The organism is Streptomyces spiralis, assembly GCF_014654675.1.
GTDB classification, from domain to species: Bacteria; Actinomycetota; Actinomycetes; order Streptomycetales; family Streptomycetaceae; genus Streptomyces; species Streptomyces spiralis.
In genome coordinates this window covers 307361-329477 of record NZ_BNBC01000003.1, presented here as the reverse complement: position 1 = coordinate 329477, position 22117 = coordinate 307361, and the positions used below count along the sequence as shown (strand labels likewise).

Below are 22117 nucleotides of genomic sequence, written 5' to 3'. Positions count from 1 at the left end.
ACGGAGCAGAAAGACGCGCCGACGTACGGCCCTCAACCGTCCGACGAGGCCGCGTACGAAGCGAGTTTGGTGGGATTCAGCACCCACATCAGGCGTTCGATGCCGACTGCCGACACCTCGATGGACAGCAGGGCCACCGGGGTGCCACCGGCCGAGAGCAGGGCGGCCGGCCTGCCGTTGGCCTCGACCCAGCGAACGTCCCTCTCGGGCCAGAAACGCGGGGCGAAGGCGGCGACGTACTTGGAGACGTGCGGACGCCCGATGACCGGGATCCTGCTCGCCCCGCGCATCCCTCCGCCGTCGGCGTAACTGACCACGTCCGCCGTGAGGACACCCTCGAGCGCCGAGAGATCACCGGTCTGCGCGGCGGCGACGAACGCCTCCAGCAGGCGCCGGTGCGCGTCGGAGCTGACCGGCTCCCTGCGCTGCGACGACAGATGCTTGCGGGCGCGGCTCACCAACTGGCGCGTATTGGCTTCGCTCGTCTCCAGGATCTCCGCGATCTGCTGGTACGGGTAGTCGAACGCCTCTCTGAGCACGTAGGCGGCCCGCTCCACGGGGTTCAGCTTCTCCAGAAGGAAGAGCACCGCCAGATCGAGTGCCTCCGCGCGTTCCGCGCCCAGGTGCGGATCCCCGCTGGTGTCGACCGGCTCCGGAAGCCACGGCCCGATGTACGACTCGCGCCGCACCCTGGCGGACTGCGCGTGGTTGATCGCCAGCCGGGCGGTGACCGTCGTCAGGAACGCCGTCGGCTCGTGGATGCCGGCACGGTCGGCGTTCTGCCAGCGCAGCCACGCCTCCTGGACGATGTCCTCGGCCTCCGTCGCGCTGCCGAGAATGCGATAGGCGATGCCGAACAGTTGAGGACGCGCCGCGATGAAATCCCGCGTCGCCCGGTCCAGTGAGTCTGCCTCGTCACCGGCGTACATAGACGTCCTCCAGCTCCGGATCACCATGCTACAAGCCGCCTCATGGGGACGCGCGCGGGTGTCCCGCCTGTGGCGGCGGTGCCGTGGGAGACACCGCTGTCACACATTGCGGGACTATCCGGTCAATTGGCCGGAAAGCGAAGTTCGCGGTCCGCACCTCGGTGCACCTGCCTGATGCCGCTCCGCCAAACCACTCACCCGAGGGCAGTTCGATGATCAGTACTGACGATGTCACGCTCGGCGATCACAGCGACACGCGTGAGCCGGCCGGGTCGGCGATCGTGATGTTCGACGAGCGGGGGACGGTGGTCGCGTGGACGCGGGCCGCCGAGCAACTCGTCGGGTACACCGCCGGGGACGTGGTGGGCCGGTCCGCCGCGCTCATCCTGCCGTCCTCGGCAGGAGCACCGTCGATCTCGGCGTTCATCGAGGAGTGCCGTGCCCGGCACGGCTGGTGGGGCACCACGGCGGTGCGCCACCGGGACGGCCGGACACTCGACGTCAGCCTGCGGATGTCGATGGTGTCGGGGCAGGACGGAGCGGTGCGGTGGCTGGCGTCCGTGGCCGATGTCGGCTCGCTGTCCGGGGAGGCGATGACCGGATCGGTGCGCGAGTCGCTGCTCACCCGCGCGCCCATCGGCATCGTCGTGCGCGACCGGCAGCTGCGCTGCACCTGGGTCAACGACACGACGGAGAGCCACGACGGCATTCGCCGTGAGCGACGGCTCGGGCGCCGACTCACCGAAGTCTGGCCCGGTGCCAAGGCCGAAGCGCTCGAGGCCGTGATGGAGCAGGTACTGCGGAGCGGGGCCACCACGGTCCACGAGTTCCGCCGGTGGCTGCCGACGGGCCCACGCCGGGAGCACACGTTCGCGGGTTCGTTCTTCTGCCTCCAGGGAGCCGACGGGCAGACGCTGGGGGTGTGCACCATCAGCGTCGACGTCACCGAGACCCGGCGTGCCCGCGAGCGCCTGGCCATCCTCAGCCAGGCCGGCGCACGCCTGGGCAGCAGCCTGGACGCGATGCGGACCAGCCAGGAACTGGCCGATCTGGCCGTGCCCCTGCTCGCCGACTACGCCGCCGTCGACCTCGAGCCGTCGATCCCGTTCGGGGAAGGGCCGCCGGCCCACTTCGGCCCGACGGGCGAGCGCCCGCCCGCGTTCCGGCGTGCCGGTCTGGCCTCGATCCACCAAGGGATCCCGGAATCCCCGTGGGCACTCGGTGAGCCGGTACCCCTGCCGCCCGCCTCACCCTTCACCGACGTCCTGCGCACCGGCAGTTCCCACCTGCAGCCGGTCCTGGACGCCGCTCCGGGCACCTGGACCGACCAGGAGCCGGCACTGGCGCGGACGATCCATGAGAACGGCATGCATTCCCTGATGGTCGTCCCCATCCGCGCGCAGCGGACCCTGCTGGGCATGGCGGTGTTCATCCGCACCGAGGACCCGGTGCCGTTCCAGGAGTTCGACCTGCTGCTCGCCGAAGAGCTCGTCACCCGGGCCGCGCTGGCGCTGGACAACGCGCGCCAGTACGCGCGTGAGCAGACCGCGGCCCTCGCGCTCCAGCGCAACCTGCTCCCGCACCGTCTGAGGGGCGGCGCTGCCGTCGAGGCCGCCTCGCGTTACCTCCCCGCCGACGCCCACAGCGGCGTCGGGGGCGACTGGTTCGATGTGATCCCGCTGTCCGGTGCCCGGGTGGCCCTCGTCGTCGGCGATGTCGTCGGACACGGCATCAACGCCGCCGCGACGATGGGCAGGCTCCGCACCGCCGTGCACACGCTCGCCCATATGGAGCTGCCCCCCGACGAGTTGCTGGCCCATCTCGACGACACGGTCCAGCGCCTGGCCGAGGAGGACGCCGACGCCCCGGACCAGCCCAACGCCGTCGTGGGAGCCACCTGTCTGTACGCCGTCTACGACCCGGTCACCCGCCGGTGCACCATGGCGCGGGCCGGGCACCCGCCGCCCGCGATCATCGATCCGCAGGGTCGGGTCACCTTCCCCGACCTGCCCACCGGAAGCCCGCTGGGCATCGGACTGGGAGTGCCGTTCGAGGCGGTGGAGCTGGAACTGCCCGAGGGAAGCCTCCTCGCCCTGTACACCGACGGGCTGATCGAGTCCCGCGACCACGACATCGACCAGGGGATGCACCGCCTGGGCGCCGCCCTGGCACAGCCGGACCGTCCGCTGGAAGAACTCTGCACCCGCGCGACGGAGAGTCGCCCGGGTCAGGCGCCCTCCGACGACGTCACCCTGCTCCTGGTGCGGACCCGCTCACTGCGACCCACGCAGGTCGCCTCCTGGACGCTGCCCGACGACCAGAGGGCCGTCCGCACCGCCCGGCACAGGGCGGCCGACCAGCTGGCCGAATGGGGACTGGAAGGTCTCGTGGACTCCACCCAGTTGATCGTCAGTGAACTGGTAACCAACGCCGTGCGCCACAGCACCGGTCCGATCGTCCTCCGTCTGATCCGGCATCAGGTACTGACCTGCGAAGTGTTCGATGCCGACGTCGGCTCCCCGCGGGTGCGTCGCGCCCGTGCCGTCGACGAGAACGGCCGCGGCCTCTTCCTGGTCGCCCAGCTGTCCCGGCGATGGGGCGCCCGCTGGGTGTCGGGCGGCAAGGTCGTCTGGGCCGAGGAGGACCCGACCGGCACACCCACACACGCGGGCGTGACGTGCGCCGCGCACTGAGCCGTCGCAGTCTGGACCCATGACCACATGACGAGTGGTCCGCGATGGGAGGCGCTCGTATGAAGTTCGCAGTGATCGGCGGTACCGGATTGATCGGGTCGCAGGTCGTGAAGAAGCTGAACGCGGCCGGACACGAGGCCGTACCGCACTCCATGTCCACCGGTGTCGACGTGATCACCGGCCAGGGCCTGGAGGAGGCGGTGGCCGAAGCCGACGTCGTCGTCAACCTGACGAACTCACCGACCTTCGACGACGCCTCACCGGCCTTCTTCCGGACCTCCATGGACAACCTCCTGGCGGCCTGCCGGAAGGGCGGGGTGGGACACGTCGTCGTCCTCTCGATCGTCGGCACCGACCAGGTGCCCGGCCTCGTCTACTACCAGGCCAAGGCCCTGCAGGAGGACATCCTCAAGGCCGGGCGGATACCGTACTCCATCGTCCGCGCCACCCAGTTCATGGAGTTCATGGACGCGGTCCTGTCGTGGACCACCGACGGCGAGACCGTCCGTCTGCCCGCCACGCCGATCCAGCCGATCGCCGCCAAGGACGTCTCCGACACCGTCGCCGACGTCGCACTCGGCACCCCGTTGAACGGCACCCTCGAGGTCGGCGGGCCCGACGTCTTCACTCTCGACGAACTCGGCAGGATCACCCTCGAGGCCCACCCGGACGGCCGTACGGTCGTCACCGACGACACCGCCGGCATGTTCGCCGCCGTTCCCGGCGACGTCCTCACCACCAAAGGTGACGCCCGCATCGCCCCCACCCACTACGCCGACTGGCTGTCCTAGGGGGTGTCTCGTCGATCAGGGCGGATCAGGGTGCGGTGCCAGGCGCCGCGAGCCCGGCCTGATCGGCGAGACACCCCCTAGGCCATCGGGCCCACTCACGGAGGCATCATCTTGGCGAACAAGGAATCGGCGGCAGGCGGCTCGGGGAGCGCGGGGAGCACGGGCGCCGCGGGCGGTGCGGGGAGCAATGAGAGCCGGCCGCGTCCGGAAGCATGGAAGACGGCTCAGCTGGAGGGTGAGCCCGAGCGGGTGATCAAGGCGGGGGAGACCTTCTGGGAGCCGGGCGGCGACGTCATCCACCACCAGGACGGGAACAACCGGGCGGACTCCTGGAGCCGCTTCCTCGTCACCATGATGTGTGCGCCGGGCCAGCCCATGCTCACGCTCGTCGACGACGAGGAACTGGCCCGGCGGGAGCACCTGCGAGCTCCCCGTCCCGGCACCTGACCCGGCTGTGTGTGACGTGCGTCTCAGTGCCGTCATGGAGGCGGCCCGTCAGCCCTCTCGTCGGCCGACCGATACCCTGGTGGGGTATGGTCGGGTGGGCAGGCGCGAGCCGAGGCCGGCGAGAAGGGACAGTGTCGTGGACAGCGTGCGGGGACGAGCAGTCAGACGGGGCATCGCCCGCCTGCTCGCGGTCTGCGCGGTGCTGTTCGGTCTGTTCCTCATGCACGGCGCCCCGGCCACCGCCGCGGAGGGGTGCCACGGCGCCATGTCCGACACGGCCGCCCTCCCTCTGCCCCCTATGACCGGCATGGCCCCCATGACCGGCCCGACCCCTGTGGCCGGCGGCCAGGATGTCGCCCCCATGTCCACGGTCACGGCGCCGGACACGCACGGTGCGGGTCCTGCGGTCCGGGCCGCCGACACGTCCGGCATGAGCGGGGTCCACTGTGTCTCGACCCCGGCCCAGGAGCGGGTGCCCTTGCCCGCGCCCGGTCTGCTCGCCGTGGCGGGCGCCGGGGCGCTCGCCCTCGGGGCGGCGGCGGGACTGCGCGCGGCCGTCCGCGCGACGGGGCGGCGCGGGCCACCGGCCGGCGGACGAGATCTCCTGCTTCAGGTGTGCATCGCGCGGACGTGACAGGCGCGCGCCGGAACCGGCCCAGGGCCGGAACCGGCACGGTGCCCTGCTCGTTTCCGCGCGCCACCGGTGTGGTGCGCCCACCTGGAAAGACCCACGTCGATGTCCCGTTTCTTGTCCCGCTCCTCGTTCCGTTCTCCGATCCGCTCTCCCCGGTTCACCACGCGCCGCGGCTTCGCCGCGGCCGGTGCCGCGGCCGCTCTGACGCTGGTGCTGGCCGCCTGTGGCTCCTCGGGCGGCTCCTCCGGGGACTCCTCGTCCATGCCCGGCATGGACCACGGAGCCAAGTCGTCCGTGCCCGCCTCGCCCAGCGCATCGCAGGCGATGGGTGACATGCCCGGCATGGATCACATGTCCACCGGCGAGGGACTGTCCGACACCGAGGACGGCTACCGTCTCTCCTCCAAGGACACCACCCTGCCCTCGGGCCGGCGGACCGCCTACCGGTTCACGGTCACGGGCCCCGACGGCAAGCCGGTCACCGACTTCGCCGTCGACCAGACCAAGCGGATGCACTTCTACGCCATCCGCTCCGACCTGACCGGCTTCCAGCACATCCACCCCACCATGGCCGCAGACGGCACCTGGAGCGCCGGCCTGGCCTCCCTCACGCCGGGCTCATGGCGGATGTTCGCGTCCTTCACCCCGGCCGCCGGTCCTGGCAAGGGCAAGGACCTCGTGCTCTCGCGCACCCTCACCGTGCCCGGCGGCGCCACGAGGACACCGCTGCCCGCCCCCGCCGGCAGCACGCGGGCCGACGGGTACACCGTCACCGTCAAGGGCGAGCCCATGGCGGGGATGGCACACCCGCTGACCGTCTCCGTCTCCAAGGACGGCAAGCCGGTCACCGACCTGCAGCCCTACCTGGGCACCTACGCCCACCTGACCGGCTTCCACGAAGGCGACGCCGCGTTCGCCCACCTCCACCCGACCACCGAGGTGACCGGCGACCACGGCGGCCCGGACCTGAACTTCCACGCCGAACTGCCCACCTCCGGCAACTGGCGGCTGTTCCTGCAGTTCCGGACCGGCGGCACGCTCCACACCGCCGCCCTGACCCTGCACGTGGGCTGACCTCCGGCGGGGCGCCACCACTGCGGATCCCCGTGCGGTGGCGCCCCGCACCCGGCCCGGCGAGCAAGCCCGCCGCCAGGAGGGTGCCGGGAGGCCGTACGCCGTCCCGCGGAGAGAAGGTTTCGCAGATGCACGCCGTACTGCACGCACTGTCGATCACCGGGTCCATGACGTGGGAGATCACCTGGGCCCTCATCCTGGGCTTCGCCCTGTCCGCGGTCGTCCAGGCCGTGGTCCGCAAGTCCACGGTCGTCTCCCTGCTCGGCGACGACCGGCCCCGCACTCTCGCCGTCGCCGCGGGCCTCGGCGTCGCGTCCTCGTCGTGCTCCTACGCCGCGGTGGCGCTGGCCCGTTCGCTGTTCCGCAAGGGCGCCGACTTCACCGCCGCGATGGCCTTCGAGATCGCCTCCACCAACCTCGTCGTCGAACTCGGTGTCATCCTCGCGCTGCTGATGGGCTGGCAGTTCACCGCGGCGGAGTTCGTCGGCGGCCCCGTCATGATCGCCGTGCTGGCGGTCCTGTTCCGGCTGTTCCTGCGCGCGGGGCCCCTGCGCCGGGCCAGGGCGCAGGCAGAACGCGGGCTGGCCGGATCGATGGAGGGTCATGCCGCGATGGACATGTCCGTCCGCGGCGCAGGCTCCTTCATCCGGCGGCTGCTCTCCCGGGAGGGCTTCACCGCCGTCAGCCACGTGTTCGTCATGGAGTGGGCCGCGATCCTGCGCGACCTGGTCGTCGGCCTGTTCATCGCCGGCGCCATCGCCGCCTGGGTCCCGGACTCGTTCTGGCGCGCGTTCTTCTTCGAGGGCCACCCGCTCGCCGCCAAGCTGTGGGGACCCGTCGTCGGGCCGCTGGTGGCGATCGCCTCGTTCGTGTGCTCCATCGGCAACGTGCCGCTGGCGGTGGTGCTGTGGAAGGGCGGCATCAGCTTCGGGGGTGTGGTGGCGTTCATCTTCGCCGATCTGCTGATCCTGCCGATCCTCAACATCTACCGGAAGTACTACGGCCCGAGGATGGCCGCCTTCCTCCTGGGCACCCTCTTCCTGGCGGCCGTCGTCGCCGGATACGTCGTGGAGTTCGCCTTCGGCGGGCTCGGACTGATCCCCGACCAGGCCGAGGCGAAGGTCCCCACGGAAGGCGTCAGCTGGAACTACACCACCTGGCTCGACATCGCCTTCCTGATCCTCGCCGCCGTGCTCCTGGTGCGGTTCCTGCGGACCGGCGGCCTGTCCATGCTGCGCGGGATGGGCGGCTCCCCGGACACCGGCCACGATCACGCCGGCCCCATGCGGGCGTGAGGATCAGCGCGCTCCGGCCGCCGTGGCAGACGCCTGTGCCGGGGTGTCGCGCAGGCCCAGGCGCAGATGCTCCACGTGGTAGAGGGCCTGCTCGAGCAGTTCGGCGACGTGGTTGTCGTAGAGGGCGTAGATGACCGAGCGGCCCCGGCGCTCGCCGGTGACCAGGCCGAGATTGCGCAGCAGACGCAACTGGTGGGAACAGGCGGACTGCTCCATGCCCACGGCATCGGCGAGTTCGGTCGCCGCGCACGGGCCCTCCTGGAGGCGGGCCAGGATGCGCAGCCGGGAGGGCGTGGCGAGGGCCTGGAGGGTCACGGCCACGTCGGCGGCGCCGACGGCTTCGAGGCGCTGGCGCGCGGTGGCGGTGGTCTTGGCGTCAGCTCCGTGGCCCATGCGTACATCCTACGGAGAAGAACACATGAACGCATGAATGATTCTTCATCTACTCCTGTACGGTGGAGGGAGCGGCGCGCCGGGTCCCCGGCTGCCCGTGCCCTCGCCATGCCGTCGTGAAGGACTCCCGCCCCGATGACCTCCACCCTCGCCCCGGCCCCGATCGACCGCGCAGCGCCGCCGGCCGGGACCGCGGGCGCACCCCGGCGCCGCACCCGAGTCCTCGCGCTGCCCGAGGCACGCTGGGCGGCAGCCGCCCTGGTCCTCTTCCTGATCGCGCTGCCCTTGCAGCTGACCGGCGCTCCCGCCTGGACATGGGGCCCTGCGTACGCGCTGACCTACGCGGCGGGCGGCTGGGAGCCGGGCTGGGCGGGACTGCGGGCGCTGAAGGACAAGACGCTCGATGTCGACCTGCTCATGGTGGTCGCCGCGCTCGGGGCGGCGGCGATCGGGCAGGTGATGGACGGTGCGCTGCTGATCGTCATCTTCGCCACCTCGGGCGCCCTGGAAGCACTCGCCACCGCCCGCACCGCGGACTCCGTGCGCGGTCTGCTCGACCTGGCCCCGGCCACCGCCACCCGCGTCGAGGCCGACGGCAGCGAGGTCACCGTCGCCGTCGAGGAACTGACCGTCGGCGACACGATCCTGGTACGGCCCGGCGAGCGCGTCGGCGCGGACGGACGTGTCCTGGACGGGGCGAGCGACGTCGACCAGGCGACCATCACGGGGGAGCCCCTGCCCGTGGCCAAGGAGCGCGGCGACGAGGTCTTCGCCGGCACCCTCAACGGCACGGGCGCGCTGCGCGTCCACGTCGAACGCGACGCCTCCGAGACGGTGATCGCACGGATCGTGCGCATGGTGGAGGAGGCGTCCGGGACCAAGGCGCCGACCCAGTTGTTCATCGAGAAGGTCGAACAGCGCTACTCGCTGGGCATGGTGGCCGCGACCCTCGCCGTCTTCCTCGTCCCCCTGGCCTTCGGCGCCGCTCTCACGGGCTCGCTGCTGCGGGCGATGACGTTCATGATCGTGGCCTCGCCCTGCGCGGTGGTCCTGGCGACCATGCCGCCGCTGCTGTCGGCCATCGCCAACGCCGGACGGCACGGTGCGCTGGTCAAGTCCGCGGTGGTCATGGAGCGGCTCGGCGAGGTCGACGCGGTCGCGCTGGACAAGACCGGCACGCTGACCGAGGGCACGCCGCGGGTGACCGACGTACGGCCGCTGCCCGGGTCCGGCCTCGACGAGGCCGGCCTGCTGACGATCGCCGCGGCGGCCGAGCACCCCAGCGAGCATCCGCTGGCCCGCGCCGTGGTGGAGGCGGCCCGTGAGCAGGGACTCGCCCTTCCGGTGGCGGAGGACTTCGACTCCACGCCCGGTGTCGGCGTGACGGCCACCGTCGGGGGACACGCGGTCGCGGTCGGCGCTCCCGCCCGGCTGCTCACCGGTTCGGGCGACGCCGGTTCCGCGGGCGCGGCGGACCAGGCCGCCGAACTCGAGGACGGCGGCCGCACGGCCGTGCTGGTCGCAGTGGACGGCACACCCGTCGGCGTGCTCGGCATCGCCGACCGACTGCGTCCCGACGCCACCGCCACCGTCGCCTCCCTGACGTCCCTGACCGGGACCGCGCCCTTGCTGCTGACCGGCGACAACCCGCGGGCGGCCGCCCGCCTCGCCGCCGAGGTCGGCATCGAGGACGTGCGGGCCGGACTGCTGCCCCACCACAAGGTGAGCGCCGTCAGGGAGCTCGAACGGTCCGGTCGCAAGGTGATGGTGGTCGGCGACGGTGTCAACGACGCCCCGGCCCTGGCCGCCGCACACACCGGCGTCGCCATGGGCCGGGCGGGCTCCGACCTGGCGCTGGAGACCGCCGACACCGTCGTCGTCCGCGACGAACTCGCCACCGTACCCGCCGTGATCTCCCTGTCCCGCCGGGCCCGCGGGCTGGTCGTGCAGAACCTCGTCATCGCCGCTGTCTTCATCGCCGGCCTGGTCGCCTGGGACCTGGCCGGACACCTGCCGCTGCCCCTCGGCGTCGCGGGACACGAGGGCTCCACCGTCATCGTCGGCCTCAACGGGCTGCGGCTGCTGCGCGAGGCGGCCTGGAAGCGGGCCGCCGAGTGAGCCGCCGCGGGACGGTCACCGTGTGCCGGCACCGCCGCTACCGGATGGGCGGGATGCGGTAGACGGAGACGTGAGAACGTGACTCGGCGGTGAACTCGGCGCCCGCCCAGTCCGCGTGTCTCGCCTCCAGTTCGAACCCGGCCAGTCGGGCCATGAGGTCCAGTTCGGCGGGCCAGATGTAGCGATGCGGGCTGCGGAACAACCGCGCCTGCTGGGTGTCGTCGAAGTGGAAGTGGTGCGACACCACGTGCTGGTGCAGGACGTCGTAGGTGTCCAGACCGATGTAGCCGGGTTCGGACTGCCAGACGGTGGCCGTCCGGCCCGGTGGGAGCCTGCGCAATTCCGGCACCCAGAGCTCGATCACGAACCGGCCGCCGGGTGTGAGGTGGCGGGCGGCGTTGCGGAAGCACTGGACCTGCTCGTCCTGGGTGAGCAGGTTGGAGATCGTGTTGTAGACGAGATAGACCAGGGTGTACTTCCCGGGGGCGGCGGTGGTCGCCATGTCACCGATGACCACTGGGATCGTCGACTCGTCCGCCTTGGTGCGCAGTTGCTCCACCATCGGCAGCGACAGCTCGATGCCGGTGACCGGGACTCCTCGCTCGGCGAGCGGCACGGCCACCCTGCCGGTCCCGATGGCGAACTCGAGCGCCGCACCGTCCTCCGCGAGCTCGGCGAGCCGCTCCACGGCCGGCCCCAGGACCTCGGGCGCGAACATGCCGGAGCCGGGCGTGTCATAGCGCTGGGCGGCATCGGCGTCCCAGATCTTCTCCTGCTGCATTCCCTCAACGCTGGCCGCCGGCCCGTGTGATGTCCAGCGGATTTCCCGCGTGCCGCCGCTGCCGGGACGCCGGCCGGCGCAGCCCCGGATCCGAAGACCAGCTGGCGGACGCCTCCGCCGGCCTGCTAGGTTTACGTCGTACGCGAGCCTTCTCGGCGCGGATTCCGATCCGCCGGGGAGGCTTTTTTCATGCCCGGGGCCTGGCTGCCTCCGGCAGTCGGTGAACCCGCCTCCATTCGGTGAACCCGCTTTCCCCTTCCCGCCCCGCGCCCGCAAGAGGAGACCTCGCATGCATCCACGCACGAACATCACGGCAGCCGCCGGCACGTGGCAGCTGGGTGACCTGACCGTCAACCGCATCGGCTTCGGCGCGATGCGACTGACCGGCACCGCTCCCTTCGACCACGGTGTGCCGCGTGACCGCGAGACGTCGATCGGCGTGCTCCGGCGGGCGGTCGAGTCCGGCGTCGATCACATCGACACCGCCGCGTACTACTTCTCGGCGACGCGTTCCGCCAACGAGCTGATCAACCGGGCGCTGGCGCCGTACCCGGAGGACCTGGTCATCACGACCAAGGTCTGGCCCGGCCGCGACCCCTCGGGCGCCTGGTGGTGGGCCACACCCGGGCAGCTGCGCGGACAGGTGGAGGAGAACCTGCGCCAACTCGGCCGCGACCACCTGGACGTGGTGAACCTGCGTGTGCCGCCGAGCCGCCGGACCGGCTCGATCGGCGAGCACTTCGGCGCGCTGTCCGAACTGCGCGACGCCGGGCTGATCCGGCACCTCGGAGTCTCCAACGTCACCTCCGAGCAACTGGCCGAGGCCCGCGCCATCGCGCCGGTGGTGTGCGTGCAGAACCCCTACGGGGTCGGCGCGTCCGACGAGGACCGGGCTCTCCTCCGGCTCTGCGGTGAACTCGGCCTCGCCTTCGTCCCGTTCTTCGCCATCGCCGGTTCCGGGCGCGAGGCGGGCCCGGCGGCCCGTGACACCGAGGCGGTGCAGGCCGTGGCGCGCGCGCACGGTGTGTCGACCGCGCAGGTCCGCCTGGCCTGGACCCTGCACCAGGGTCCGCATGTGCTGGCGATCCCCGGGACCGGGGACCCGGACCACCTCGCGCAGAACATGGCGGCCGGCTCGATACGGCTCACGGAGGAGGAGATGACACGCCTCACCGCAGCGCTGCCGGCCGGGGCGCGGTAGGCCGTTCGCCCGAGTCGCCACCCCGGAAAACGCGCGTGCGTACGAGATCCAGGCCTGCCAGGATGGCGTGGGGGAAGCGAGGTCTCGTGGACGAGTTGAGGCGATTCCGCCAGGCACTGGTCGCATGGGCGGCCGGCGGGGCGGGGGCGGGTGCGGCCGCCGCGGCGGCTCGGGAGCTGGCCGGCGGTGTGCGGACGGTCGTGCTCGTCGAGGGGAGCAGTGATCAGGTCGCGCTCGAGACGCTGGCCACGCGCCGCGGCCGCGACCTCGGTGCGGAGGGCGTCGCTGTCGTACCGCTCGGCGGGGCCATGAACATCGGGCGCTTCCTGGACGTGTGCGGTCCTCCGGGCCTCGGCCTCCCGCTGGCCGGTCTCTGCGACATCGGGGAGGAGCGGCATTTCCGGCGTCATCTGCAGCGGGTCGGGCTCGGGTCCGGTCTCACGCACACCGGACCGGAGACGCTCGGGTTCCAGGTGTGCGTCGCCGACCTGGAGGACGAGCTGATCCGCGCTCTCGGCGCGGAGCGCGTGCGGCAGGTGATCGACACCCAGGGCGAGACGCGCCCCTTCCTCACCTTCCAGGGCCAGCCGGCGCAGCGGGAACGGCCCGTGGAGCACCAGCTGCGTCGCTTCATGGGCACGCACAGCGGCCGGAAGGCGCTCTACGCGCGGGCGCTGGTCGCGCGCCTGGACCTCGACCATGTTCCCCGGCCGCTGGAGCGCCTCCTCACATACGTCTCTTGACGATCGGCGGCGGGGCCGGCCGGCCTTGCACCCCTCGTATCCTGGCCCTCGTGCCGTCCTCCCGTCTGCATCGTGTCGCCGTGCTCGTGCTCGAGGGTGCCAAGCCGCTGGATGTGGGCATTCCCGCGCAGGTGTTCACGACCCGCGCGAGCATGCCGTACGAGGTACGGGTGTGCGGGGCCGCGCCCGGTCTCGTGACCGGCGGCGACGGCCTGGCGTACCACGTCACCCACGGCCTCGACGCACTCGCGTGGGCGGACATCGTCTTCATCCCCGGCTACCGTTTTCCGGACCGGGACGACCCGCCACAGGCGGTCGTCGACGCGCTGATCGCCGCGCACGCCCGGGGCACGCGGCTCGCGGCCATCTCGACGGGCGCCTTCGCGCTCGCGGCGACGGGCCTGCTCGACGGCAGGCGTGCCACGACGCACTGGCACTACTCGCGGGCGCTCGCGGAGAAGCATCCGCTCGTCCAGGTCGACGAGAACGTGCTGTTCGTCGACGAGGGCAGTGTGCTGACATCGGCCGGCGCGGCCTCGGGCATCGACCTGTGCCTGCACATTCTGCGTGGCGACCTCGGGGTGGCCGCGTCCAACCACGCGGCCCGGCGCCTGGTCGCGGCGCCCTACCGCAGCGGCGGTCAGGCGCAGTACGTGCCGCGCAGCGTGCCCGAGCCGCTCGGCGAGCGGTTCGCCGCGACCCGTGAGTGGGCGCTGCACCGGCTGGGCGAGTCCCTCACCCTCGAGGCGCTCGCCCGGCATGCGGCGGTCTCGCCGCGTACGTTCTCGCGGCGCTTCGTCGAGGACACGGGGTACACGCCGATGCAGTGGGTGATGCGAGCCCGTATCGACATGGCCCGGGAGCTGCTCGAGCGTTCCCAGCTCAGCGTCGAGCAGATCGCCGCCGACGTGGGCCTGGGCACCGGCGCGAATCTGCGGCTGCACTTCCAGCGCATCCTCGGCACCACACCGAGCGAGTACCGGCGCACCTTCGCTCGGGGCGAGTAGCCCACCCGCTCGGGGTGAGCCGCCCGCCACCCACTGTGGCGCGATCCTTGTGAACCGTGGCGATCACGCCGCTGTTCCGTGCGGGCGCCGCGCGCGACGCTGGTCGCGAACCGAAGGGACACCATTCATGACTCGCATCGCGATCAACGGATTCGGCCGCATCGGACGCAACGTGCTGCGCGCACTGCTCGAACGCGGCGGCGACCTCGAGGTCGTCGCCGTCAACGACCTGACCGAGCCCGCCACCCTCGCGCGGCTGCTCGCCTACGACACGACGGCCGGCCGCCTCGGCCGCCCGGTGACCGTCGACGGGGACACTCTGGTCGTCGACGGCCGACGCATCAAGGTGCTCGCCGAGCGCGAACCGGCGCAGCTGCCGTGGGCCGCACTCGGCGTGGACATCGTGCTGGAGGCGACCGGCCGGTTCACGTCGGCGAAGGCCGCCCGCGCCCACCTCGACGCGGGCGCGAGGAAGGTGCTCGTCAGCGCGCCCTCGGACGGCGCCGACGTCACGCTCGCGTTCGGGGTCAACACCGACGCGTACGACCCGGACGTGCACACGATCGTCTCGAACGCCTCGTGCACGACCAACGCGCTCGCGCCGCTGGCCGCGGTGCTCGACGAACTCGCCGGCATCGAGCACGGCTTCATGACGACGGTGCACGCCTACACACAGGAGCAGAACCTGCAGGACGGTCCGCACCGCGACGCCCGCCGCGCCCGCGCCGCCGCCGTCAACATCGTGCCGACCACGACGGGCGCCGCCAAGGCGATCGGCCTCGTGCTGCCGAACCTCGACGGCAAGCTGTCGGGCGACTCGATCCGTGTGCCGGTTCCGGTGGGCTCGATCGTCGAACTGAACACCACCGTCGCCCGTGACGTGACGCGCGACAACGTGCTGGCGGCGTACCGCACCGCGGCACAGGGGCCGCTCGCCGGCATCCTCGAGTACTCGGACGACCCGCTCGTGTCCTCCGACATCACGGGCAACCCGGCCTCGTCGATCTTCGACTCGGCCCTCACCCGCGTCGACGGCCGCCATGTCAAGGTGGTCGCCTGGTACGACAACGAGTGGGGCTTCTCGAACCGCGTGATCGACACGCTCGAACTCCTCGCCGGCCGCTGACCGGGCGTCCACGGCACTCGCTGACCGGGCTCCCGCGGCGCCCCGGGGCCGAGGCCCGGGGGCCCGGCTGACGGCTCACGCCGGGGCCGGGAGCCCGAAGCTCACGCCCGTCAGCGACTCCGAGAGCTGCCACAGCCGGCGGCCGGTCTCCGGGTCGGCGGCCCGCTGGGCCGGCTTCACACGCCGGGGCGCACCCCGCAGCTCGCCCATGCCGTCCGGCCCGAACAGCTCGCCGCCCCGTACGTCCGGCGCGGTGGCCGCGTACAGCTGGGGCAGCGCACCCTGGTCCGGGGACTGGGCGAGGGGCAGCAGCAGTCGGCCGAAGAGGAGCTTCACCATGCCGACGGGGGCGCTGGTCTGCAGCCGGGTGGCGGCGTAGCCGGGGTGGGCCAGTACGCTGCGCACCGGGCTGCCGGCAGCGCTCAGCCGTCGGTGCAGCTCCCCTCCGAACACGGCGTTGGCGAGCTTGGACTGGTTGTAACGGCCCATCGGCGAGTACGCCCGCTCGCCGGTCAGGTCGTCGAAGAAGATCCGCCCCAGGCGGTGGTTGGCCGACGTCACCGTGACCACGCGGGGGTCGTCGCCGTCCGTCATCAGGTCCAGCAGCAGACCGGTGAGGGCGAAGTGGCCGAGGTGGTTGGCGGCGAACTGCAGCTCATGGCCCTGTGCGGTGAGCGTGCGGGGCGGTGCCATCACGCCCGCGTTGTTGACCAGCACGTCGGGCCGCACACCGTCGGAGCGCAGCCGGTCGGCGAACGCCCGGACCGAGTCCGGGTCGGACAGGTCCAGCCGGCGCACCTGCAGCCGGGCACCCGAGCTCTCGGCCGTCACCTCCGCGACCGCCCGTTGACCCTTGGCCTCGTCGCGTACGGCGAGGATCACGTGGGCACCCTTGCGGGCGAGTGCCCGCGTGGTCGCCAGCCCGAGGCCGCTGTTGGCTCCGGTGACGACGAAGACCCGGCCGTTCTGGTGCGGGATCCGATCAGCGGTCCAGCGCTCCTGACGCATCATCATGGACTTACGGTGCCTTGCATGACACCAAGTGTCAAGCATGACATTCGGGGGCAGGGGTGGCACGGCGGATACGATGAGGAGATGACCTCCCGTCCCACAGGAACACTGGCCCAGCGCAAACGTCAGCTCGTCGCCGACGAGTTGACGCAGGCGGCGCTGACCCTGCTGGCACGCGAAGGCTTCGACGCGGTCACGGTGGACGAGATCGCCGCCGCCGCGGGTGTGTCGAAGCGGACGTTCTTCCGCTACTTCGCCTCGAAGGAGGACGTGGTCGTCCAGTTCCTGGCCGACATGGGCGCCGCCATGTGCGACGAACTGGCGAGCCGCCCGGCGACGGAACCGCCGTCGGCCGCCCTGCGGCACACGGTGTGGCGCTCTGTCGACGCCTGCGCGGGCCACGCCGACCGGGCCCTGCGCGTCGTGCAGTTGATCCTGGGGACACCCGCCCTGCTCGCCCGCTTCCTGGAGCGCCAGGCCCAGTGGCGCGAGGAACTGGCGGCGGAGATGGCCGAGCGACTCGGTCTCGACCTCGCCACGGAGCTGTACCCGCGCCTGGCCGCCGGGATGGCGCTGACCGCCTTTCACACGGTGCTGCAGCGGTGGAGCGACAGCGACGGCACCGAGGACCCCGCCGCCCTGACCGAACAGTCCTTCACCGTCATCGGCCCCGCCCTGGACGCCGTCGCACGGCCCGGGACACCCGGCCCGGGTCCGTCACGTTCCTGACACTCGCAAGACCGCACAGGCCGCACCCCGCCGGTGTCCTAAGGCGCACACGGCCCACGGGGTCGCCGACGGTATGCACGCCGCGATCGCGCGTGCCATCAAGCCGCTGACCAGCGCGAACGCCCACTGAGCCCCGACTGTTGGTATTGATGCATATATATGACTATTTGAGGCGAATGAGAAATTGATTGGTGTTTCGTAACAAGCGGTGTTCTTCAGGTCTTTGCCGGTGCCGGAGGGCGAGGATCGCTGCGTCCCCGGCCGAACCGGTCGGGGGAGTGGCGGGGCCTCGGCCCCGGCTCGCACGGAAAGGTCTGAACATGATCAACGGGTTGAAGAGGGCGGTGGCCCTGGGGGCGGCGACGGTGGCCCTGGCCGCGGGCGCGGTCGTCGGTACGGTCGGCACCGCCTCGGCCGCACCGCAGCACCACCAGCCGCCCAGGCCGTCGCGCCACTGCGTGGAGTCGGCGGGCCACTGGACGTGGGTGCGGCACTCCGGATTCCGGGACCGGCACCACCGCTGGCACGCCGCCTACTGGACCCGCGTCTGGCAGCCCACCCACCACCGCAACTGCCACCGCTGATCCCGCAACCGCCGCCGTCACCGCCTCCAGCCGGCGGTGACGGCGACCCGACCGGCCGTCGGCGCGTCCGCTCCAGGGCGCGCAGGCGGCCGGTCCGTCGTGTCGCCACCGCTCCCGGACGGAGCGGTGTGCCGACAGCCGCGGGGCTGCTACTGCTTGCCCTGGGCGCCCTTCTTCTTCAGGCGTCGTCGCTGTCGCGGCGTGACGTCCGTGCGGCCGTTCTGCTGCAGATACGCTTCCTTGCGCCGATCGTTGTTCATGGCTGCTCCTGACGCCGGGTTGCCACCAGCATGGCCCGCGATCCCGCTCGAGGTGCGGCGGAGGCCGGTGGCTGGGACCGTTTGAGGGATGGGGGATGGTCCAGGTGGGTGAGAACGGAGGCGGCCGTGGTGCTGGTGGCGCATCCTTCGCTCCTGCGGGAGCTGATCGAACGGTGTGAGAGGCTCAGCCGGCGGGTGGCGTCCGGGGGTGGTTCGGACACCGCGCGCCAGCTCGAGGACGCCGCGTACACGCTGTGTGTGGTCACCGGCACCCGCCGGCTGGACGCGGCCTTGTTCGTGGCCCGTCGGCAGTTGGCCGACGCGATGGCGCGACAGCAACCTCGGCGCTGAGCAGCCGTTTCAGCGTGCTCGATGTCGCCGCCCGGACCTGTGCGGGCGTGCGGCGCGGCCGGACCCGAGTGGCAGGATCCGCCGCATCGACCCGTTGTGTTCATGACAAGACAGCGCTTACGGTGACGCGCGTCAACCACCGCCCGGTCGAGGGGACGCGATCATGAACGAGTCACAGGTCCAGGGGGGAAGCGTGGGTCGCCGCGCGCTGCTGCGGGGTGCGGCGGGCGTGACGGCCGCGCTGGGCGCGGCGGCGTTCGTCGACCTCGGCTCGGCGGGCCGGGCCTCGGCCTACGGCTGGACCCGCACACTGCAGCAGGGCGCCTCCGGCTCGGACGTGGTCGAGCTGCAGATCCGCGTCGGGGGCTGGGCCGCGTCGAGTGCCCAGAAGACGTACATCGCCTGGGACGGCGCCTTCGGCCCGGGCACCGACGGTGCGGTCAGACGCTTCCAGTCCGCCTACGGACTGACCGCGGACGGCGTCGTCGGACCGCAGACGCAGAGCGTGCTCAACGGCCTGGAGAGCGGCGACGGTTCGACCGCGCACTTCGACTGGAGCGAGTTCCAGTCCAAGGACGGCTCGGGGTTCAGCGGCGGCAAGGTGAGCGCCACTCAGGTCAAGGAGAACATCCGGCGGCTGATGTACAAGCTGGAGGCGCTGCGCAAGAAGGCCGGCGACGCCGCGGTCACCATCAACTCCGGTTTCCGCAGCGTCGCCCACAACGCCTCCGTGGGCGGCGCGTCCAACAGCATGCACGTGTACGGCGTCGCAGCCGACGTCGTGGTCTCCGGGCACACCACCCTCCAGGTGTACAAGATCGCCGAGACCTGCGGGTTCTCCGGACTGGAGGCGTACACGCACTCCTGGCAGCACGTGGACAGCCGCGTCCAGTACCCGTCGTACGGCTCCGGCTCCTGGTGGTGGGAGAGCGGCGTGGTGTGACCGTGACCAGCCATGGTGGACGCCCCGTGGTCACCCCCGGTCGAAGTGGCGGTCCAGGGCGGCCAGGATGTCGTCGACCGGGCCGAAGGTGATCACGGCGGTCGTTCCGCCCGCGATCTCGCCGCGCAGGGGGGAGAGGGCCTCGTGCGCCTGTGCGGCCAGTGATGCGTCCTGGAGCAGGATCGCCGTGTGCGCGTTGACGGCCCACAGCGCGTCGTACAGGTGGTCGGCAGGGGGCGTGGGCAGGCCGGCGGCCGCGTACCGGGCCGCCGCGGGGTTGCCGCGGGCGAGGTCCAGGAGGGGCCGCGCCCAGGGACGGTAGGGGCCCCAGTCGAGGCCGGGGTCCGTCGGCGCGGGCCGTCGGTGGCGCAGGCGGAGGGAGAGCAGCGCGAGCGGGAAGATGCCGGCTTCCATCCCGGGCATGCCGGCACCGGCGAGGTCCGCGGCCACGGCGCGATAGGCGTGGGCGGCCTCGGCGGGGTCGCTCGACCGTTCTGCCAGCCGCATGGCCCGGTAGGCGGCGGTGAGGACGTGAACGAGCGGGGTCTCATGGATGGTGGCAAGCCGCTCGGCCGCAACGACGTGAGGTTGCGCGGCCTCGCCCTCGCCGCGGGCCGCGCAGACCTGGATCCTGATCAGGTGGCCGAGGATCTCGAACATCGGCAGCTCATGTCGCGCGGCGAGCTCGATGAGCTCGCCGGCGATCACATCGCGTTCGCCGGTGCCCCCCGGGCGTTGGAAGGACTGCACGAACCGGGCGTTGAGCGCGAGCACCAGCACACCGGGGTCGTGCAGGTCCCGGGCGAGGCGTTCGGCCTCGGTCGCCGCCTCGGCGGCCCAGCGGTCCCGGGTGCCGCGATGCTCCAGCGCCACGGTCGCGAGGAGACGTGCCCGAAGCGGGGGTGGAGCCCCCGCTCCCAACCGGTGCAGGGTCCGTCGGACGGTCGCGACCAGGGCCTCGGAGCGTGCGGGATCGTCGGCACGGGTCCAGATGGTCGGGACGTCGTAGGCCGCGATCACACGGGCGGTCAGGCCCGGGTCTCCCGTCCGTTCCGCCTCCGCCACCGCCCTGGCGCGCTGCTCCTGGGCCAACACCAGGTTGCTGCCACCGGTGATCGCCGCGGCTCCGGCCACCGTGCTCATCGAGCGCAGCCGGGTGTAGACCCCCGTCGCCTCGGTGCGCGAGAGCAGGTGGACCCGGTCCCCGTCCCGGGGCGCGGGCATGAGATGCGGAGCGTGCCGGAGGATGTCACGTTCCAGATGGTCCAGACTGTCCACCGACTCCAGTCCGAACCGGTCCAGCAGCCCGGCGCGCGCGTCACGCAGCGAGGCCAGCGCGTCGACCTGCCGGCCGGCTTGGTAGAGGGCACGGGCCAGCAGGGCCCAGGCATGCTCCCGCCACGGGTGTGCGGTGGCGAACGCCTCCAGCTCCGGGACGAGGGTCGCGCCCCGCCCGAGGTCGAGTACCGCCAGGGCACGCAGCTCGACGGCCTGACGGTGCAGTTCCGTCAGGCGGGCGCGTTCGGGTGTAAGCCAGGGCGAGACGTCGAGGTCCGCGTACGGCTCGCCCCGCCACCACGAGAGCGCTTCGCTGAGCGCACCGGCCGCCTGGCCGCCGGATCCTTCGCGTACCGCAAGAAGGGTGTCCTCGAACCGGTGGGCGTCCACGTGCGACCGTGGGATCCGCAGGGCGTATCCGGTACCGACGGTCTCGATGACCCGCGACCGGGTGCGCGGGCGCCGGTCCGGCTCGAGGGCGCGGCGCAGCTCGGCGACGAAGGTGCGGATCGTCCCGGCCGCTGTGGGCGGCGGCTCCTCCCAGAGATCATCGACCAGCACCGGCAGCGGGACCACCCGGCCACCGGCCGCGACCAGCCGCCCCAGAAGCTCGCGGCGGCGCCGGCTGCCCACCGCCACGGGGCGGCCCTCGCTGTCGGTGACCTCGATCGGCCCGAGCACCTCGACGAAGATCTCCATGCCCTCATTGTCGTCCGCACGTCGCCGGCGCCGGCCGCCGCTGATCCGCTGCTGACCCGGCTCTCCGATCCTTCTGTCGTCCGCACATCCACCGTGACCGGCAGTGGCTCACGAGTGCGGGAGATCGGAAGAAGGAGACGACAACGATGAGCATCACCATTCCGGGCTTCGAGACACGGCCGATCCAGGTGGCCGACGGCGTGGAGCTGAACGCGGCGGTCGGCGGCGAAGGACCGGCACTCGTACTGCTCCACGGCTTTCCCCAGACACACCTGATGTGGCGGCACGTCGCTCCCGTCCTGGCCGGGCACCACACCGTGGTCTGCCCCGACCTCCGCGGCTACGGCGCCAGCGGCAAACCCGAAGCGGTCACCGAGGACACCTACTCGAAGCGGACGATGGCCGCGGACGTCGTGGGCCTGGCCGACGCACTCGGGTTCGACCGGTTCGCGCTGGTCGGGCACGACCGCGGCGCGCACGTCGCCTTCCGGGCCGGTCTGGATCACCCGCACCGGATCAGTCACCTGGGAATCCTCGACATCGTTCCCACCCTGGACACCTGGAAGGTCCTGCACGGGGCCGGCGCGGCGGTGGCCTTCCACCTGTATCTGATGGCCCAGCCGCCCGGACTGCCCGAGCGGATGATCGCCGGCAGCGCCGACGCGTTCTTCGGTCACTTCCTCGACATCTGGTCCGCGAACCCCGAGGCGATCCCCGCGGACGTACGTGCCGAGTACCTTCGCGCCTGCCGGGGCGCCGTCGCGTCGATCGTCGCCGACTACCGCGCCACCGCGACCGTCGACATCGAGCACGACCAGGCCGACCTCGACGCCGGCAACCGCCTCACCATGCCGGTGACGGTCGTCCAGCAGGACTGGGGCCGGCAGCTGGGGTTCGACGCCGCCGCGATCTGGCGGCCGTGGGCCGGCGACCTTCAGCACTTCACCACCCAGGCGGGTCACTTCATGGCCGAGGAGGCTCCGGAGGACATCGCCACGCTGATCCTCGACCTGGTGAAACGGTGATCGTC

At 72.0% G+C, this 22117-nt stretch carries 21 protein-coding genes; 16 read left to right on the top strand and 5 right to left on the bottom strand.

From position 1 onward, the window contains the following. Nucleotides 1-32: 32 nt before the first annotated feature. Entirely contained in the window at nt 33-929 is an 897-nt protein-coding gene (locus IE318_RS05790) for an RNA polymerase sigma-70 factor (protein ID WP_189897084.1), read from the bottom strand. 212 nt (nt 930-1141) lie between these two features. Here IE318_RS05790 and IE318_RS05785 point away from each other — a divergent pair, with 212 nt between their 5' ends. The 6 genes from IE318_RS05785 (at nt 1142) to IE318_RS05760 (ending at nt 7863) form a co-directional block, all read left to right on the top strand. Further along, on the top strand, nt 1142-3622 hold the full coding sequence (locus tag IE318_RS05785; RefSeq protein ID WP_189897082.1) for a SpoIIE family protein phosphatase: 2481 nt from the start codon (nt 1142-1144) through the stop codon (nt 3620-3622). A 59-nt stretch (nt 3623-3681) separates the two neighbouring features. Beyond that, the gene (locus IE318_RS05780; protein WP_189897079.1) at nt 3682-4413 is read left to right on the top strand and encodes an SDR family oxidoreductase; all 732 of its coding nucleotides are present in this window, start codon (nt 3682-3684) and stop codon (nt 4411-4413) included. Between the two features lie 111 nt (nt 4414-4524). Beyond that, nucleotides 4525-4860, top strand: a complete 336-nt coding sequence (locus IE318_RS05775) for a cupin domain-containing protein (RefSeq protein ID WP_229903361.1) — start codon at nt 4525-4527, stop codon at nt 4858-4860. Nucleotides 4861-4996: 136 nt separating this feature from the next. Further along, nucleotides 4997-5494 (top strand): hypothetical protein, encoded by a 498-nt coding sequence (locus IE318_RS05770; RefSeq protein ID WP_229903360.1) that lies wholly within the window; start codon nt 4997-4999, stop codon nt 5492-5494. 102 nt (nt 5495-5596) lie between these two features. Then, nucleotides 5597-6568, top strand: coding sequence for a DUF8832 domain-containing protein (locus IE318_RS05765; protein ID WP_229903359.1), 972 nt, complete (start codon nt 5597-5599; stop codon nt 6566-6568). A gap of 128 nt (nt 6569-6696) precedes the next feature. Then, nucleotides 6697-7863 (top strand): permease, encoded by a 1167-nt coding sequence (locus IE318_RS05760; RefSeq protein WP_189897077.1) that lies wholly within the window; start codon nt 6697-6699, stop codon nt 7861-7863. A gap of 3 nt (nt 7864-7866) precedes the next feature. Here IE318_RS05760 and IE318_RS05755 read toward each other — a convergent pair whose 3' ends face one another. Beyond that, entirely contained in the window at nt 7867-8256 is a 390-nt protein-coding gene (locus IE318_RS05755; RefSeq protein WP_030171738.1) for an ArsR/SmtB family transcription factor, read from the bottom strand. 135 nt (nt 8257-8391) lie between these two features. Here IE318_RS05755 and IE318_RS05750 point away from each other — a divergent pair, with 135 nt between their 5' ends. Beyond that, nucleotides 8392-10374 (top strand): heavy metal translocating P-type ATPase, encoded by a 1983-nt coding sequence (locus IE318_RS05750; RefSeq protein WP_189897075.1) that lies wholly within the window; start codon nt 8392-8394, stop codon nt 10372-10374. Between the two features lie 37 nt (nt 10375-10411). Here the strand turns inward: IE318_RS05750 and IE318_RS05745 are convergent, their stop codons facing one another. Further along, nucleotides 10412-11155 carry a class I SAM-dependent DNA methyltransferase gene (locus IE318_RS05745; RefSeq protein WP_189897073.1) on the bottom strand — a complete coding sequence of 248 codons (744 nt, stop codon included), beginning with the start codon at nt 11153-11155 and terminating at the stop codon, nt 10412-10414. A gap of 289 nt (nt 11156-11444) precedes the next feature. On the opposite strand from IE318_RS05745, the gene IE318_RS05740 reads away from it, so the two are divergent. From IE318_RS05740 to gap, 4 genes are all read left to right on the top strand, one after another. Continuing rightward, complete coding sequence (locus tag IE318_RS05740) at nt 11445-12356, top strand: aldo/keto reductase (RefSeq protein WP_189897071.1); 912 nt, start codon at nt 11445-11447, stop codon at nt 12354-12356. 86 nt (nt 12357-12442) lie between these two features. Then, nucleotides 12443-13099 carry an ATP-dependent endonuclease gene (locus IE318_RS05735; protein WP_189897068.1) on the top strand — a complete coding sequence of 219 codons (657 nt, stop codon included), beginning with the start codon at nt 12443-12445 and terminating at the stop codon, nt 13097-13099. A gap of 50 nt (nt 13100-13149) precedes the next feature. After that, complete coding sequence (locus tag IE318_RS05730) at nt 13150-14106, top strand: GlxA family transcriptional regulator (protein WP_030171723.1); 957 nt, start codon at nt 13150-13152, stop codon at nt 14104-14106. Between the two features lie 127 nt (nt 14107-14233). After that, nucleotides 14234-15232: a type I glyceraldehyde-3-phosphate dehydrogenase gene (gene gap, locus IE318_RS05725; protein ID WP_189897065.1), complete on the top strand. Its 999-nt coding sequence runs from the start codon at nt 14234-14236 to the stop codon at nt 15230-15232. A gap of 75 nt (nt 15233-15307) precedes the next feature. Here the strand turns inward: gap and IE318_RS05720 are convergent, their stop codons facing one another. Continuing rightward, complete coding sequence (locus tag IE318_RS05720; protein WP_189897166.1) at nt 15308-16243, bottom strand: oxidoreductase; 936 nt, start codon at nt 16241-16243, stop codon at nt 15308-15310. A gap of 84 nt (nt 16244-16327) precedes the next feature. Between IE318_RS05720 and IE318_RS05715 the strand changes: the two genes are divergently transcribed. The 4 genes from IE318_RS05715 (at nt 16328) to IE318_RS05700 (ending at nt 19110) form a co-directional block, all read left to right on the top strand. Further along, entirely contained in the window at nt 16328-16972 is a 645-nt protein-coding gene (locus IE318_RS05715; protein ID WP_189897062.1) for a TetR family transcriptional regulator, read from the top strand. 320 nt (nt 16973-17292) lie between these two features. Then, nucleotides 17293-17556: a hypothetical protein gene (locus IE318_RS05710; protein ID WP_189897059.1), complete on the top strand. Its 264-nt coding sequence runs from the start codon at nt 17293-17295 to the stop codon at nt 17554-17556. A 386-nt stretch (nt 17557-17942) separates the two neighbouring features. After that, nucleotides 17943-18167: a DUF5133 domain-containing protein gene (locus IE318_RS05705; RefSeq protein WP_229903358.1), complete on the top strand. Its 225-nt coding sequence runs from the start codon at nt 17943-17945 to the stop codon at nt 18165-18167. 163 nt (nt 18168-18330) lie between these two features. Then, a complete protein-coding gene (locus IE318_RS05700; protein ID WP_189897056.1) occupies nt 18331-19110 on the top strand; it encodes a D-Ala-D-Ala carboxypeptidase family metallohydrolase in 780 nt (259 codons plus the stop codon). Nucleotides 19111-19140: 30 nt separating this feature from the next. On the opposite strand, the gene IE318_RS05695 is transcribed toward IE318_RS05700, so the two are convergent. Then, nucleotides 19141-21087 carry an AfsR/SARP family transcriptional regulator gene (locus IE318_RS05695; protein WP_189897054.1) on the bottom strand — a complete coding sequence of 649 codons (1947 nt, stop codon included), beginning with the start codon at nt 21085-21087 and terminating at the stop codon, nt 19141-19143. A 146-nt stretch (nt 21088-21233) separates the two neighbouring features. Here IE318_RS05695 and IE318_RS05690 point away from each other — a divergent pair, with 146 nt between their 5' ends. Continuing rightward, nucleotides 21234-22112: an alpha/beta fold hydrolase gene (locus IE318_RS05690; protein ID WP_189897051.1), complete on the top strand. Its 879-nt coding sequence runs from the start codon at nt 21234-21236 to the stop codon at nt 22110-22112. Nucleotides 22113-22117: the final 5 nt, after the last annotated feature.

Coding starts and splice junctions, on each gene's coding strand:
- IE318_RS05690 (WP_189897051.1), top strand. CDS start 21,234: ATGAGCATCACCATTCCGGGCTTCGAGACACGGCCGATCCAGGTGGCC.
- IE318_RS05720 (WP_189897166.1), bottom strand. CDS start 16,243: ATGATGCGTCAGGAGCGCTGGACCGCTGATCGGATCCCGCACCAGAAC.
- gap (WP_189897065.1), top strand. CDS start 14,234: ATGACTCGCATCGCGATCAACGGATTCGGCCGCATCGGACGCAACGTG.
- IE318_RS05695 (WP_189897054.1), bottom strand. CDS start 21,087: ATGGAGATCTTCGTCGAGGTGCTCGGGCCGATCGAGGTCACCGACAGC.
- IE318_RS05765 (WP_229903359.1), top strand. CDS start 5,597: ATGTCCCGTTTCTTGTCCCGCTCCTCGTTCCGTTCTCCGATCCGCTCT.
- IE318_RS05750 (WP_189897075.1), top strand. CDS start 8,392: ATGACCTCCACCCTCGCCCCGGCCCCGATCGACCGCGCAGCGCCGCCG.
- IE318_RS05700 (WP_189897056.1), top strand. CDS start 18,331: ATGAACGAGTCACAGGTCCAGGGGGGAAGCGTGGGTCGCCGCGCGCTG.
- IE318_RS05740 (WP_189897071.1), top strand. CDS start 11,445: ATGCATCCACGCACGAACATCACGGCAGCCGCCGGCACGTGGCAGCTG.
- IE318_RS05745 (WP_189897073.1), bottom strand. CDS start 11,155: ATGCAGCAGGAGAAGATCTGGGACGCCGATGCCGCCCAGCGCTATGAC.
- IE318_RS05710 (WP_189897059.1), top strand. CDS start 17,293: ATGATCAACGGGTTGAAGAGGGCGGTGGCCCTGGGGGCGGCGACGGTG.
- IE318_RS05780 (WP_189897079.1), top strand. CDS start 3,682: ATGAAGTTCGCAGTGATCGGCGGTACCGGATTGATCGGGTCGCAGGTC.
- IE318_RS05760 (WP_189897077.1), top strand. CDS start 6,697: ATGCACGCCGTACTGCACGCACTGTCGATCACCGGGTCCATGACGTGG.
- IE318_RS05715 (WP_189897062.1), top strand. CDS start 16,328: ATGACCTCCCGTCCCACAGGAACACTGGCCCAGCGCAAACGTCAGCTC.
- IE318_RS05790 (WP_189897084.1), bottom strand. CDS start 929: ATGTACGCCGGTGACGAGGCAGACTCACTGGACCGGGCGACGCGGGAT.
- IE318_RS05785 (WP_189897082.1), top strand. CDS start 1,142: ATGATCAGTACTGACGATGTCACGCTCGGCGATCACAGCGACACGCGT.
- IE318_RS05755 (WP_030171738.1), bottom strand. CDS start 8,256: ATGGGCCACGGAGCTGACGCCAAGACCACCGCCACCGCGCGCCAGCGC.